Below are 15,348 nucleotides of genomic sequence, written 5' to 3' on the forward strand. Positions count from 1 at the left end.
GCATTGCAGCGGGGACGGCCATCCTCCGGTCATCCATCGCTATGGCCGGAAGGCGCCCATGCGCTTTTGGAACGCATCCTGGATTTCGCCGGCCCTGACGATCGTTCTGGCCGGCCTGCTGATCGGCGCACCGCTGCTGGTGCTGAACGGCTTCCCGCTGACCTTCGACGACACGCCGGGCTATCTGGAACCGGCTTTCAACATCCTGCACCGCGCCGCCCAGCCAGCCTGGACTCCCCCGCCGGACCAGTCGCCGCACGGTCCCGCCTCGGCCAACATCTTCTTCCTGCGGCCCTTCGGGTACATGCTGTTCCTGCTTCCCTTCGCCAGCGGCTGGGGCGTGTGGCTGATCCCGCTGGCCCAGGGGATCCTGGCGGCGGCGGTCCTGCGAGCGGCTTTGACTGCGGCGGGGGCGCCGGACCGGCCGGGGATATTCCTCGGCATCGCCGCGGTGCTGGGGCTGGCCACCAGCCTGTCGCTGCATGCGGCGACGATCATGCCGGATTTCCTCACCGGGCTGCTGATCCTGCTGGTCTATGTCGTCGTCGTCCGCTGGCAGGCGCTCAGCATGGCGCAGCGATCACTGACCGTTGCGGCGCTCACCGGCATGATCGTGTCCCATCTCAGCCATCTGGCGATCCTGGGCGGGATGGTCGTCCTGCTCGCGCTTTGGGCGCTGTGGAAGGATCGCGGGATCCTCCGGCCGCTGGCTTTGGGAGTGCTGCTGCCGGTGGCGTTGGCGGCCGGGCTGCTGACCACCTCCAACCTGCTGACGGCCGGGCGGATGGTGCTGTCGGAAAGCTCCCCCGTCTTCCTGCTGGCCCGGCTGATCGGCGATGGTCCGGCCCGCGACTATCTGGCCGAGGCCTGCCGCACCCACGACTATCTGCTGTGCGGCAGCCTGGACACGCTGGGACGCAGCGCGCCGGGCTACGTCGCCTCCGACTATTTCCTCTGGCATCCCAACGGCGCCCGACGCCGCTTCGGCGACCAACCGCGCTTCGTGGCCGAGGCGGCGGAGATCGCCCACAACACCATCGCCAGCCGCCCGGCCGCGGTTGCCGAGCATGGTCTCGCCAACGCCGTAAGCCAGTTCCTGAAGGTCCAGTCCGACGACACCCTGAACGACCCGGTCAAGCCGCTGACCCGCCGGCTGTTCAGCCGCTTCCCCGCGGCGGTCTATGCCGCCTTCGACCACTCGCTGCAGACGCAGCAGCGCTTCCCCCGCAGCGGGCTGGCGCTGGTCGAGGATCTGTCCCTGTCGCTCGGCGTGCTGGGGCTCGCCACGATGGGGCTGGGCCGCTGGCGGCGGGTCGGCGACCGGGTGCGGATGCTGCTTCTGGTCATCGGGCTGGGGCTGGTGCTGAACGCCATCGTCACCGGCGGGCTGTCGGCGGTCCATGACCGCTATCAGAACCGCGTGATCTGGCTGGTGCCTTTCGCCGCCCTGGTGCTGCTGGCGACGGCCCGCAGCCGCGACGCACTGCCCGCCGAACGGACGGGACGCACAGGGCCCGGTCAGTCGACCGGGTGGAACACACCGCCCGGCATGGGCACCGGCACGCCGGTGGTGGCCGGCAGGCTGAGCGGCAGCCCCAGCCGGCTGCGCACCGCCAGATAGCCGAATGCCTGCGCCTCCAGCGCGTCGCCATCCCAGCCGACGAGATCGGCCGACTCGACGGGCACGCCCAGCCGGTCGGCCAGCATCGCCATCAGCGTGGCATTGTGCCGCCCGCCGCCGCAGACCAGCCAGTGCACCGGCGCGGCCGGCAGATGGGGCACGATTCGGGCGACCGATTCGGCGGTGAAGGCGGTCAGGGTGGCGGCGCCGTCCTGTGGTGACAATGCTGCCACCGGCGCTGGATCGAAGGCGTCGCGGTCCAGCGACTTGGGCGCCGGACGGTCGAAATAGGGATGGGCCATCAGGGCTGCCAACGCCGCGCCATCCACCCGCCCCGCCGCCGCCAGCGCACCACCGGCATCAAAACGGCCGATCCCGTGGCGCAGCACCCAATCGTCGATCAGGGCGTTGCCCGGCCCGGTGTCGCAGGCGACGACGTCCGCCTCCCCGTCCGCCGATTCGGGGCCGATCCAGCTGACATTGGCGACGCCGCCGATGTTGAGGACGGCGAGCGGACGCGGCAGCCCATGCGCCAGCGCCCGGTGAAACAGCGGGACCAAAGGCGCCCCCTGCCCGCCTGCGGCGACGTCGGCGCTGCGGAAGTCGTTGACCACGGCGATGCCGGTCGCCGCGGCCAGCCGTGCGCCGTCGCCGATCTGGCGGGTGATGCGCCGGTCCGGGTCATGATGGATGGTGTGGCCGTGGAAGCCGATCAGCTCGACCGCCGCCGGCGCGACGCCCGCCTTGTCGAGCAGGCGGCGCACCGCGTCGGCATGGGCGTCGGTCAGGTCGCGCTCCACCGCCGCCACCGTCCCGTCGCTGTCTGTCCGTCCCAGGCAGCCGCGCAGACGGGCACGGAAGCCGTCGTCATAGGGGATGGTCAGGAAGTCCAGCGCCTCCACCCGGTCGCGGCCGTCGGTGCGCAGCAAAGCGGCGTCGATGCCGTCCATCGAGGTGCCGCTCATCAGGCCGACGACCGTGCACAGCCCGTTCTTCGCTTCCATCATCCGTTCCGCATCCCCTGTGACGATGCGGCGCAGTCTAGCTCAGCTGATCCAGAGCTGCAGCATCAGCCGCTCGCGGCTGACCGGCGGGGTGGCGCGGTGGTAGCAGGAGGTGTCCTCGATGAAACCGGTGCCGGCCGGCCCCTCCACCACCAGGATGCGGTCGCGGGCGAAGCGGGTGAACAGCTCCTCGTCGCGGGCGTTGGCGGAACCCAGCAGCATGCGCAGCGACTTGCCGTGATGGCTGCCGCGGACCAGCGCATGCTCCCCCGCCCCCGGCCCGACATCGGTCAGATAGAACTGCGCCGAGCAGAAATGGAAGTCGTGGACGTCGTAATGCCAGTCGATGGTCTGGCCCAGCTGGCGCCGCTCATCGTCGGTGGCGTCGGTGACGAAGCTCCAGAACAGGCGCGGGATGATCTTGGTGGCGGGAAAGCCCAGGAACGCCCCGGCGCATTGCATCAGCAACGGATCACGGCAGACCCGGCGCACCGCCGGGCAGTCCAGCGGATCGGGGACGATGCCCATAACCGCGGGCGATCCATCCTCCAGCCGGCCCTTGCGGACGTTGTGGCGATAGAACACGCGGTCGTCGCGCAGCCGCCGCTGCAGGGGGGAGTGGGTGGCGAACTCCACCATCTCCTCCACCATGGCCCAAGGCAGATCGAAACCGAGCGCGATCGAGTCGCGCCGCAGATCGGCCAGCGCGCGGTCGATGGCCTGGCCGGGAAACAGGCTGACCGAAAGCGGAGGCAGGGATATGGGCGGGCCGGCCGGCGCCCGCTGGCGCGACCGGGGAGACAGACGGCGCAGGGCACTGTAGCCGCGCCGCACCGATTCGAACCGGCCCAGCGCATAGTGAAGCTCTCCGGCGACGAGGCGCCGGGCAATGTTCGCAACGTTCATGGCGTGTGCATCCCTGGGGCAGCCGAAGGACCAAAACCGCGGTGGGTTGCGCGGCCTCTGGTGCCGGAATGCACGAAGTGTAGGCTTGTTTGGGGCGATTCTAAAAATACCCTTCGGGCGTAAATCCGCACGCCAGGGGAATAGCCGGGTCGGCAGCGCGCCCTTCCCGTCCGGTCCATACCGGGAGAAAAAGGCGCCCCACCTTCCCGTTGGAGGTTACAGCGCCTGCACGGCCTTCAAGACCGCGGCGACATGGCCGGTGACCTTCACCTTGCGCCAGACGTTGCGCACCACGCCGTCCTTGTCGATCAGGAAGGTGGCGCGGTCGATACCCATGTATTTGCGCCCGTACATGCTCTTTTCAACCCAGGTGCCATAGGCCTCGCACACGGCGCCGTCGGTGTCCGACGCCAGGGTGAAGGTCAGCTCGTGCTTGGCCTTGAACTTGTCGTGGCTGGCGACGCTGTCCTTGGAGACGCCAATCACCACCGCATCCACGGCGGAGAAGTCGGGCAGCTGGTCGCGGAAGCCGCAGGCCTCCGACGTGCAGCCCGACGTGTCGTCCTTCGGGTAGAAATACAGCACCACCGGCTTGCCGCGCAGGGCCGACAGCGTGACGCTGCCCCCGCCATCGGTCGGCATGGTGAAATCCGGGGCGGGCGATCCGACGTCTACGGTCATGGCTGCTCGAATGTCCTTCTTCTTGCCGGCGGCGAAGCGAGTTCTCAGGCCGGAGGCGTGTTGGGTGGGGCCAGACGGCCTGCCGGTTCCTCGACCAGGGTCTTGAAATGACCATGGGCGCGGGCGGCGACGGCACGGATTCTGTGGTCCAGTTCCGGGAAGTCAACACCGCCAGGCTCACGCTCGTCAGGAAAGGCGGCGCGGACCAGCCCGGCCAGCAGGCTGGGCGACACCTGGTTGGGGTCGAGCACCCCGGCGGTGGTCAGCCGCAGGAAGCCCTGCACCCGCCGCCACAGCCGCAGCGTCGCCTCCAGATCCTCCGCCACCCCCGGGTCCAGCGTCCCCGTCCGGGCGGCGCATCCCAGCGCCTTGGCGGTGCCGATGTGCAGGATGTCCGGACGCTCGTGCCCATGGCGCAATTGCAGGTACTGGGCGATGAACTCGATGTCGATCAGGCCGCCGCGGGCGTATTTGACGTTCCAGACGTTGGTCGTCCCGAATTCCTTCTCGATTCGCCGCCGCATGTCGGCGACATCCCACAGCAGCCGGTCGGCATCGCGCGGGGCGGTCAGCACCGAGCGGATCGCCGCCGACACACGGTCCGCCAGCGCCGGATCGCCACCAATCACCCGGGCGCGGGTCAGGGCCATATGCTCCCAGGTCCAGGCGTCGGTGGTCTGATACTTGAGGAAGGCGTCCAGCGAGGTGGCGAGCGGCCCGGCATTGCCCGACGGGCGCAGCCGCATGTCCACCTCGTAGAGCCGCCCGTCGCCCATCGGTGCGGTGATGGCGTTGGTCAGGCGCTGGGTCAGCTTGATGTAATACTCGTTGGGCGACAGCGGCTTGGTGCCGTCCGACAGACGCGGCCCTTCTCCGGGCACCACGTCATAGATGACGATCAGGTCGATGTCCGACGTGATGGTCAGTTGCCGGCTGCCCAGCTTGCCCATCGCCACCACCACCCAGGCGCCGCCCGGAATGTGGCCGTGGCGCTGGGCGAACTCCTCCTCCACCCGGCGGGCGAGGTCGGGGACGACGATGTCGGCCAGATCGGCCAGGAAGGCGCCGCAGCGGTCGCCGTCGGTGATGCCGCGCAGGATATGCACCCCGGCGCGGAAGCGCTGGTCGTTGGTCCAGCGCCGCGACAGGGTAAGCGCATCCTCGAAATCACGGGCCGCCGCCATGACGCGGGCATGGTCGTCTGCCAGCCCGTCCTCCTTGCCCGGCAGCGGGTCGAAGAAGTCCGGCGACAGCACGGCATCCAACAGCGACGGGTTGCGCGACAGCGTCTTCGCCATCTGCGGCGCGATGCCCATGATCTCCGCCACCAGCTCCAAGAGCCAGGGATTGGCGACGAACAGGGAAAACAGCCCGACGCCGGCCGGCAGCTTGCCCAGGAAGTCGTCGAAGTTCATCAGCGCCGAATCGGGCGCCGGCGTCTTGGCCAGCGCGCTCAGCAGGGCCGGCGTCAGCTCGGTCAGCAGCTCCCGCGCGCGACCCGACCGGGTGGCGCGGTAGCGGCCACGGTGCCAGGCCGACACCACGCTGATGACGCGCGCCGGATCGGCGAAGCCCATGCCCGTCAGCGTCTCCACCGTGCCGGGGTCGGGATCGGTGCCGGTGAAGACCAGATTGCCGGGGCCGGAGAGCGACGGCGCCTCCTCGAACAGCTCGGCATAGCGGTCCTCGACCTGCCCCAGCGTCGCCAGCAGCTCCGCCCGGAAGGCGGCGGGATCGTCATAGCCGAGGAAGGTCGCCAGATGCGCCACCCCGGCATCGTCGGCGGGAATACGGTGGGTCTGCTGGTCGTCGATCATCTGGATGCGGTGTTCGACACGACGCAGGAAATGATAGGCCCCGGCAAGCTCCTCCACCGTCTGCGGCGGCACCCGGCCGACGTCGCGCAGCGCCTCGTTCGCCATCAGGGTCGGGGCGATGCGCACGCGCGGGTCGCGCCCGCCGAAGATCAGCTGCTGGGTCTGGGCGAAGAACTCGATCTCGCGGATGCCGCCGCGGCCGACCTTGATGTCGTGGCCGTTGACCGTCACCTCGCGGTGGCCCTTGTGGGCGTTGATCTGGCGCTTGATCGAATGGATGTCCTGGATGGCGGCGAAATCCAGGTTGCGGCGCCAGACAAAGGGCTCCAGGAAGCGGAGGAAGGAGGCCCCCGCCTCCGGATCGCCGGCGATGGGGCGCGCCTTGATCATCGCCGCGCGTTCCCAGTTCTGGCCGACGCTGCCGTAATAAATTTCGGCTGCGGAGACGGAAACCGCCAGAGGCGTGGCACCGGGATCCGGCCTAAGCCGAAGGTCGGTGCGGAAGACGTAGCCGTCCTTGGTCCGTTCATCCATAATGCGGACAAGATCGCGTGCGAGCCTGATGAAGGTTCGCGCGAGGTTGTCCGGCTGGGGCGTCTGCACAACAGCGTCGTCGTACAGGACGATCAGGTCGATGTCGCTGGAATAGTTGAGTTCGCGCCCGCCAAGCTTACCCATGCCCAACACGATCAGGCCCGAACCGACCCACGGTCGCTGCGGATCCGGCAGCGTCAGCGTCCCCGCCTCCCCGGCGCGGCGCAGCAGGAAATTCGCGGCCAGTTGCACCCCCGTCTCCGCCAGCTCCGACAGCGCGCCGGTGACGCGGAACAGCGGCCACGCACCGGCGATGTCGGCCAGCGCGATCAGCAGCGCCGCCCGCCGCTTCGCCACCCGCAAGCCCGCCATCAGCCGGTCCATCGACTTTTCCTCGTCATGCTCGGCATGGAGGGCGGCGATCAGCGCGGCGAAGCTGTCGTCGAACCCGTCCTGCACCGTCCGGGCGACGAAGGGCAGCTCCCGCGTCAGGCTGTGGCCGAGATACGGGCTGTTGCCGCACACCGCCTCGATCAGCGCCCGGCCGGGTTCCGAATCGGCGAAGGCCTCCGCCCAGGCACGGGTCTCCGGCTCCGCCGCGGCGGCCTGCTGGCGCCAGCGCTCCATCCCCAGCGCCGCCTGCGCGGCGTCGAAGGGCTTCGGCAAGGGGCTTGAGAACGCGATGGGGCTGGGCATGGCAACCGTCTTTCCTGCTCAAATCATGGGCAGAAAGCTGCACGTGTCGGGCGTGAAGGTCAATCGGACCAATTATCCTTCTTTTTCCGACGGTGACCGATGATCCGCCGCACCGCGAAGATCCTCGGCCTGACGCTGACCGGGGTCGGTGCCGTAGCGCTTGCGGCCGGCGGGCTGTTCGCGTGGCGGCTGTCGCAGGGGCCGATCGCCCTCGACCCGCTGATTCCCTATGTCGAGCAGGCGCTGAGCGACCGCGACGGCCGCTTCCACATCGACATCGGCGAACTGGTGCTGTCGCTGGAGGACGAGGACGGGCTTGAGAACACCGGCGGACGGCGTCTCGACCTGCGCGCCCGCCGGGTGCAGGCGCTGAATGCCGGGGGGGCGGAGCTGGCGGCGGTGCCGGAGATGGGCATCGGCTTCTCCATTCCGGCCCTGTTCCGCGGCACGCTGTCGCCGACGCGCCTGGATCTGGTCCGGCCGCGCCTGACCGTGCTGCGCCGCGCCGACGGCGGCCTCGCCTTCGACGTGCGGGCCGACGCCGAATCCGCCGGCAGATCCGACAATGCCGGCCCCGACCTGATGGACGAGGCGCTGGACAGCCTGCGCCGCCCGCCCGACATCGACCGGCCCCTTGGTCTGCTGCGCCGGCTGTCGGTGGTCGGTGCCGACCTGCGGGTCGAGAACCGCATGCTCGACCTGTCCTGGCACGCCACGCGCGCCGACATCGTGCTGACCCGCGACTCCCAGGGCGCCCAGGGCCGCGCCCGCGTCACGCTGGACCTCGGCAATACCAGCGGAACGGGGACGCCCCAGGCGGTGACCGTCGCCGCCACCGGCCATTACAGCATCGCCGACGCCACCACCGACCTGACCCTGTCGGTCGACGGGCTGGAACCGGCGGCGCTGGCGGAGGTCGGGCCGGCAATGGCGCCGCTGTCGGCGGTGAAGCTGCCGCTGTCCGGCACGGTCACGGCGCGGCTCGACCCGCGCTTCGAACCGATGACGGTCGACCTGAACCTGCGCGGCGGCAGCGGCAGCATCGCCCTTCCCGCCGCCCTGCGGCCGGAGCCGGTCGCGGTGCGGAGCCTGGAGCTGCGCGGCAGCCTGGACGTGCCGGGCCGGCGGCTGCGGATCGACGATCTGTCGCTGGACGCGGCGGATGGCGGCGAAGCGCTGGGCTTGAGCGGCCGGGGCGAACTGGTGGAGACCGATGAGGGGCGCGACCTGCAGGCCGCCCTGTCGCTGACCGCCGGTGGCCGCACCGCCGGGCTGGAGCTGTCGGGACGGCAGGGGCCGGACAAGGACGGCCGTGCGTCGGCGCGGCTGACCGGTTTCACCCCCGCCGCCGTCGCCGGCCTCGCCCCGCTGCTGGCCCCACTGAAGGCTGCCGACCTGCCGCTGTCGGGAACGGTGGAGGTCGCCTTCGGCTCCTCGCTTCAGCCGACCGGCGGCAAGGCCGACATCGCCGCCGGGCGCGGGCATCTGCTTCGCCCGGACCTGTTCGAGGGGCCGCTGCCGATCGAGTCGGCGCGGCTGCGCCTGCATGGCGACCGCGACCGCGTCGAACTGGACGGGCTGAACGCGGTGCTGGGCGACGCCGGCGGGCCTCAGCCGAAGGTGGAGGCCAGCGGCACCGCGCTCCGCCAGGGCGACCGCATGGCGGTGGAGGCGCAGGCGGCTGCCCGCGGCGTGGCGCTGGACGAGCTGCACCGCTACTGGCCCACCGTCGCCGGCCCCAACGCGCGGGAATGGGTGACCCGGAACCTGTCGCATGGAACGGTGACGGAGGCGCGGGCGGAGGTGGACCTCTCGGTACCGCTCGATGGGTCGGGACCGCCCGAACAGACGCGCTTCCTCGCCACCATGGCCGGACAGGACATCAGTGTCCGCTATTTCCACGACCTGACGCCGGTCACCGGCGCCGGGCTGGAGGCGACGACCGACGGCAAGACCTTCACCGTCCTGACCAAGGGCGGCCGGATCGCCGACCCGAAATCCGGCGACATCGAGGTCGGCGACGGCAAGGTGGTGATCGGCGGGCTGGACATCGGCAAGGAGACGATGGACATCCGCCTGCCGGTCCAGGGTCCGGTGCGCTCCATCCTGACCCTGATCGACATGCCGCCGCTGGGCTATCCGACCAAGCTGGAGATGGACCCGAAGCGCACCCAGGGCACCGCCGACGCGCAGCTGCATTTCGCCTTCCCCCTGCTGGCCGACCTGAAGGTGGAGCAGCTGGAGCTGGACGTCACCGGCAAGCTGCACAAGGTGGCGGTGGAGAAGGTCGCGGCCGGGCTGAACGCCACCGACGGCGAGCTGTCGCTGGCGCTCGACCTCAAGGCGATGCAGATCAAGGGCGCCACCAAGCTGGACGGCATTCCCGTCACCGTCGATTGGAACGAGTCCTTCGACAGCGCCGCCAAGGGTCCGCGCACCCGCATCGCCGTGAAGGGCGACGCCACCGCCGACGATCTGCGCGCCCACGGCATCGACCTGGAAGACCGGGTGCAGGGTCCCTTCGGCGCCGACATCCTGTTCACGGTGGACCGCAAGCACAAGCTGCTGCTGACCGGCAACCTGAACCTGGAGAAGACCCGGCTGTCGATCGAGGAACTGGGCTGGGCCAAGCCCCCCGGCAAGCCCGGCACCGGCAAGCTGACGCTGGAGTTCGACAAGGACCGCCCCACCCGCATCAGCAACCTGACCATCGACGCCGGCGGCCTGAAGAGCGTCACCAATCTGGAGCTGGCCGACGGCGGCAAGCGGGTGGCGCGGGTGCAGACTCCCAGCTTCAAGCTGGGCCAGACCGACCTGCGCGCCGACCTGACCGTGCTGCCTCCCGCCAAACCGGGCGGTCCGTCCGGCGGCTATGCCGGTACCATCACCGGCGCCAGCCTGGACGCCCGCGGCCTGACCGGCAAGACGCCGTCCGGCGAGGGCGCCGTCGCGCCCCCGCCCAAGAAGCCGCCCTCCCCCACCGACGACGGCCGCAAGACGCCGCTGGACGTCACCATTAAGTTCGATTCGGTGGTGTTCGGCGAGGGCCGGCGGCTGCGGCAGGTCTCGGGAGCCATGCGGCGGAACGCCGCCGCCTGGACCCTGCTCGACCTCACCGGCCGCAGCGAAGGCGGCGGCGTGTCGATGAAATGGCGGCCGGGTCCGCAAGGCGTCTACGACCTCGCCATCACTGCCGACGATCTCGGTTCCGCCCTGCAGGCGATGGATCTGAACGACCGCATGCGCGGCGGCCGGCTGACCCTGACCGGCCGCTCTGCCGAGCCGCGGGCCGACGCCGCCATCGTCGGCAAGGCCGAGATCCGCGATTACACGCTGATCGACGTTCCTGCGCTGGCCCGCATCCTGAACGCCATCTCGCCATCAGGATTTGCTGAGCTGCTGGGCGGCGGCAAGGGCATCGCGTTCGGCCGCATGGTGGCTGACTTCCGCAAGGAGGGCCGGCTGCTGAATCTTAAGGATCTGCGCACCTCAGGCTCGGCGCTCGGCCTGACGCTGGAGGGTCAGATCGATCTGGAAACGGAAACCGCCAACCTGCAGGGCACCATCGTCCCGGTCTATGGCCTGAACCGCCTGATCGGCCAGATCCCGCTGCTGGGCGACATCCTCAGCGGCGGCGAAGGCCAGGGTATCTTCTCCGCCACCTGGCATGTGCAGGGACCGCTGTCCGATCCCGACGTGTCGGTCAACCCGCTGGCGGTGCTGGCGCCGGGTTTCCTGCGCAACCTGTTCTTCCTGGGCGGCGACGGCACGCCGATGCCCGACACCAAGGCGCCGCCGGAGGCGCATACGCGCTGAAGCGGCAGCCCGCCGCACCAGTACCAAGCGTTGCTTCATGCAAAAGGGGCAGGATCGGGGGGAGAACCCCGAGCCTGCCCCTCCAGCAACTTTACCTTACAGTACAGTCTTACAGAGCGCGGACGTCGGCCAGATGGCCGGTCACCGCCGCCGCCACGGCCATCGCCGGGCTGACGAGGTGGGTGCGGCCGCCGCGGCCCTGACGGCCTTCGAAGTTGCGGTTGGAGGTCGAGGCGCTGCGCTCGCCGGGAGCCAGACGATCGGCGTTCATCGCCAGGCACATGGAGCAGCCCGGCTCGCGCCATTCGAAGCCGGCCTCGGTGAAGATCTTGTCCAGACCCTCTTCCTCGGCCTGCTCCTTGACCAGACCCGAACCGGGGACCACCAGGGCGCGCACGCCCTCGGCGACCTTGCGGCCCTTGGCGACCTCGGCGGCGGCGCGCAGGTCTTCGATGCGGCCGTTGGTGCAGGAGCCGATGAAGACGGTGTCCACCTTCACCTCGGTCAGCGGCTGGCCGGGGGTCAGCCCCATGTAGGCGAGCGAGCGCTCGACGGCGGCGCGCTTGCCGGCGTCGGCGATCTCGGCCGGGTTCGGCACGGTCGCGGTGATCGGCAGCACGTCTTCCGGGCTGGTGCCCCAGGTGACCTGCGGGACGATGTCGGCGGCGTTCAGCACGACGGTGGCGTCATAGACCGCACCCTCGTCCGACGGCAGCGTCTTCCAATATTGGACGGCCTGCTCCCAGGCGCCGGCCTTCGGGGCCAGAGCGCGGCCCTGGACATAGGCGAAGGTCTTCTCGTCCGGGGCGATCAGGCCGGCGCGAGCGCCGCCTTCGATCGCCATGTTGCAGACGGTCATGCGGCCTTCCATCGACAGGTCGCGGATGGCTTCACCCGCGAATTCGATGACGTAGCCGGTGCCGCCGGCGGTGCCGATCTTGCCGATGATGGCCAGCACGATGTCCTTGGCGGTGACGCCCGGGTTCACCTTGCCGTCCACGCGGATCAGCATGTTCTTGGCCGGCTTCTGCAGCAGGGTCTGGGTGGCCAGCACATGCTCCACCTCCGACGTGCCGATGCCGAAGGCCAGCGCACCGAACGCACCGTGGGTGGCGGTGTGGCTGTCGCCGCAGACGATGGTGGCGCCGGGCAGGGTGAAGCCCTGTTCCGGACCGACGATGTGCACGATGCCCTGGCGGACGTCGTCCATCGGGAAGTAGCGGACGCCGAAGTCGCGGGCGTTCTTGTCGAGCGTCTCCACCTGGATCCGGCTTTCCTCCTCGGTGATGCCCTTGGAGCGGTCGGTGGTGGGGACATTGTGGTCGGGCACGGCGAGAGTGGCTTCCGGACGCCGCACCTTGCGGCCGGCAACGCGCAGTCCTTCGAACGCCTGCGGGCTGGTCACTTCATGGACCAGATGGCGGTCGATATAGAGGATGCAGGTGCCGTCGTCCTGGCGATGCACGACGTGGCTGTCCCAAATCTTGTCGAACAGAGTGCGCGGCTTGGACATCGGAAAAACTCTCTCTCGCGGTACGACAGGCGCAGAACAATCGGAGGCCGCACCATAGCCTTGTGTCGCGCCGGGGACAAGCGCGGCCATACGTCTTTCGCCGCAAGCCTGTCCCCCGCAATTTTATGACGCGGGCGACCGGTGAGGGGGTTCAGGGAAGCATCTTGCCGGGGTTCAGCAGGCCCTTGGGGTCCAGCGTCGCCTTGATGGCGCGCAGCATGTCGAACTCCACCGGCCCCTTGATGACCGGCATCTCGTCCTTTTTGAAGCGGCCGACGCCATGTTCGGCGGAGATCGAACCGTCGAGCTTGAAGATCACCTCATTGACGACGTGGCAGATCTCGTCCCAGCGGTCGAGATAGGCCTTGGTGTCGGCGCCCTCGGGCTGGCTGAGGTTGAAGTGGATGTTGCCGTCGCCGACATGGCCGAAGGGGGTCGGGCGGATGCCGGGGCAGGCCTTCGCCACCGCCGCTTCGGCCAGTTCAATGAACTCGGCGACGCGGGAGACCGGGATCGACACGTCGTTCTTGATCGAGCCGCCTTCGAACTTCTGCGCTTCGACGATGGCCTCGCGGATGAACCACAGCTGCTTGGCCTGGGCGTCCGACTGGGCCAGCGTGGCGTCGGTCGCCAGCTCGGCCTCGAACGCCTCGCCCAGCGCGGTCTCCACCGTCTCCTGGAAGGCGTCGGACTGTGTGCCGGCGGTCAGCTCGGTCAGGACATACCAGGGCGACGGCTCCGACAGCGGGTCGATGGTGCCGGCGACGTGTTTCAGGGCGAAATCCAGGCAGCGGCGCGACATCAGCTCGAAAGCCGACACGGCATCGCCGGAGGCGGCGCGCAGGCGGGCCAGCAGCTCGATGGCGGCGGCGGGGCTCGGCACGGCGACGAAGGCGGTGATCGACTGGCGCGGGCGCGGGAACAGCTTCAGCACCGCGGCGGTGATGATGCCCAGCGTGCCTTCGGCGCCGACGAACAGGTTCTTCAGGTCGTAGCCGGTGTTGTTCTTGCGCAGCCGGCGCATGCCGTCCCAGACGCGGCCGTCGGCCAGAACCACCTCCAGCCCCAACACGAGGTCGCGGGTGTTGCCGTAGCGCAGGACGTTGATGCCGCCGGCGTTGGTGGAGATCAGGCCGCCGATCTGCGCCGTGCCCTCCGCCCCCAGGCTGAGCGGGAACAGGCGGTCGGCGTCGGCCGCGGCCTCCTGGATGCTGGTCAGCACCACGCCGGCCTCCACCGTCATGGTGTAGTTCAGCGTGTCGATGTCGCGGATGCGGTTCATGCGCGACAGGCTCAGCACGATCTCGCGCCCCTCCTCGTACGGGATGGAGCCGCCGACGAGGCTGGTGTTGCCGCCCTGCGGGACGATGGGGATGCCGGCCTCGGCGCAGACCTTGACGACCGCCGCGACCTCCTCGGTGCTGGCCGGGCGGACCACCGCCGGGCTGTTGCCCTTGAAGCGCCCGCGCCACTCCGCAAGGTAGGGAGCCATGTCGGCGGCGTCGGTGAGGATGCCGGACGGGCCGACGATGGCGCGGATCTGGTCGAGAGCGGCGGCGATGTTGGTCATGGCGCTTGAGGTCCGGCAGGTGGAGGTGTCGCAATGAAACGCGACACTTCTACAATCTAGCCGCCCCCATTTCCATGCACCTGTTGCGCAGACCAGCCGCCACGGCAGGATTTAGCTGCGCGGGGCGGCGGCACGGCGCAGGCGGTCGTTGATCGCCATCCCCAGACCCACCTCCGGGATCGGCATCACGGCGATGCGCTTGGCGCCGCTCTGGTCCAGGCTGCGCAGGTGCGAGAACAGGTTGGCGGCGGCCTCGTTCAGGTCGCCTTCCAAGCTCAGGTTCAGGCGGGTGGTGCCGCCGAAGACGAAGCGGTCGGGGCCGAAGGTCAGGAAGGCCTCGTCCTCCTCCGCCGACGATGCGTTGAGGCGTACCGCCGCATTCGGGGCGTAGTGGCTTTCCAGCTGGCCGGGCGATTTCGGCGCCGTCGGGTCGCCGGCCGACAGGCGGATCGGGCCGATCAGCCGCTCCATCTCGTCGGGCAGCACGGCGCCGGGGCGCAGCAGCACGGCTTCCGGGCCGGTCAGGTCGATGACGGTGGACTCCAGCCCGACCATGCATTTGCCGCCGGTGACGATGGCGTCGACCCGGTCGCCCAGGCTTTCCAGCACATGATGCGGCGTGGTCGGGCTGACGGCGCCGGAGCGGTTGGCGCTGGGCGCGGCGATCGGCTTGCCGACGGCGCGCAGGATCGCTTGCGCCACCGGGTGGTTGGGCACGCGGATGGCGATGCTGTCCAGCCCGGCGCTGACCAGCAGCGACAGGGCGGAATTGGCCGGGCGCGGCACCACCATGGTCAGCGGACCGGGCCAGAACTGCGTCGCCAGATCATGGGCGCGGTCGTCGAACAGGCCCCAGGAGTGGGCGGCGACCAGATCGGGCACATGGACGATCAGCGGATTGAACTGCGGCCGGCCCTTGGCGGCGAATATGGCCGCCACGGCGCGGTCGTCGGTGGCGTCGGCGCCCAGGCCATAGACCGTCTCGGTCGGGAAGGCGACCAGACGGCCGGCGCGCAGCAGCTCGGCCGCGCGATTGATGCCGGCGGGGGTGGCCGGGATCAGCGCCGGGCGCTTCTCACCGGTATCGGGTGCGGAATGGTCGGTCACGGCGTCTTTCTAGCCAGTGCAGCACCGGTGTCAATTCGCGCGGTTGCACCGGTGCCATGCCCAAGGTTATGAGGGGGATGCGC

General features: G+C 69.7%; 9 protein-coding genes. 2 read left to right on the top strand and 7 right to left on the bottom strand.

The window, feature by feature from the left end; translation table 11 throughout:
- Positions 1–58: 58 nt before the first annotated feature.
- Positions 59–1,621, top strand: a complete 1,563-nt coding sequence (locus tag TSH20_RS25890) for a hypothetical protein (RefSeq protein ID WP_109157022.1) — start codon at positions 59–61, stop codon at positions 1,619–1,621.
- Here TSH20_RS25890 and TSH20_RS25895 read toward each other — a convergent pair.
- The 4 genes from TSH20_RS25895 to TSH20_RS25910 form a co-directional block, all read right to left on the bottom strand.
- Positions 1,519–2,628, bottom strand: a complete 1,110-nt coding sequence (locus TSH20_RS25895; RefSeq protein WP_109157021.1) for an anhydro-N-acetylmuramic acid kinase — start codon at positions 2,626–2,628, stop codon at positions 1,519–1,521. The genes TSH20_RS25890 and TSH20_RS25895 overlap by 103 nt on opposite strands.
- A 39-nt stretch (positions 2,629–2,667) precedes the next feature.
- Positions 2,668–3,531, bottom strand: coding sequence for a hypothetical protein (locus TSH20_RS25900; RefSeq protein WP_109157020.1), 864 nt, complete (start codon positions 3,529–3,531; stop codon positions 2,668–2,670).
- Positions 3,532–3,747: 216 nt separating this feature from the next.
- Complete coding sequence (bcp, locus tag TSH20_RS25905) at positions 3,748–4,212, bottom strand: thioredoxin-dependent thiol peroxidase (RefSeq protein ID WP_109150874.1); 465 nt, start codon at positions 4,210–4,212, stop codon at positions 3,748–3,750.
- 44 nt (positions 4,213–4,256) lie between these two features.
- Complete coding sequence (locus TSH20_RS25910) at positions 4,257–7,259, bottom strand: bifunctional [glutamine synthetase] adenylyltransferase/[glutamine synthetase]-adenylyl-L-tyrosine phosphorylase (RefSeq protein ID WP_109157019.1); 3,003 nt, start codon at positions 7,257–7,259, stop codon at positions 4,257–4,259.
- Between the two features lie 99 nt (positions 7,260–7,358).
- Between TSH20_RS25910 and TSH20_RS25915 the strand changes: the two genes are divergently transcribed.
- The gene (locus TSH20_RS25915) at positions 7,359–11,075 is read left to right on the top strand and encodes a DUF3971 domain-containing protein (protein WP_109157018.1); all 3,717 of its coding nucleotides are present in this window, start codon (positions 7,359–7,361) and stop codon (positions 11,073–11,075) included.
- Positions 11,076–11,184: 109 nt separating this feature from the next.
- Here the strand turns inward: TSH20_RS25915 and leuC are convergent, their stop codons facing one another.
- From leuC to TSH20_RS25930, 3 genes are all read right to left on the bottom strand, one after another.
- Positions 11,185–12,588 carry a 3-isopropylmalate dehydratase large subunit gene (leuC, locus tag TSH20_RS25920; RefSeq protein WP_109157017.1) on the bottom strand — a complete coding sequence of 468 codons (1,404 nt, stop codon included), beginning with the start codon at positions 12,586–12,588 and terminating at the stop codon, positions 11,185–11,187.
- 151 nt (positions 12,589–12,739) lie between these two features.
- Positions 12,740–14,158, bottom strand: coding sequence for an FAD-binding oxidoreductase (locus TSH20_RS25925; protein WP_109157016.1), 1,419 nt, complete (start codon positions 14,156–14,158; stop codon positions 12,740–12,742).
- A 111-nt stretch (positions 14,159–14,269) separates the two neighbouring features.
- Positions 14,270–15,265 carry an L-threonylcarbamoyladenylate synthase gene (locus tag TSH20_RS25930; protein WP_109157015.1) on the bottom strand — a complete coding sequence of 332 codons (996 nt, stop codon included), beginning with the start codon at positions 15,263–15,265 and terminating at the stop codon, positions 14,270–14,272.
- Between the last annotated feature and the right edge of the window lie 83 nt (positions 15,266–15,348).

The sequence above is a fragment of the Azospirillum sp. TSH20 genome (assembly GCF_003115935.1).
Classification (GTDB): domain Bacteria; phylum Pseudomonadota; class Alphaproteobacteria; order Azospirillales; family Azospirillaceae; genus Azospirillum.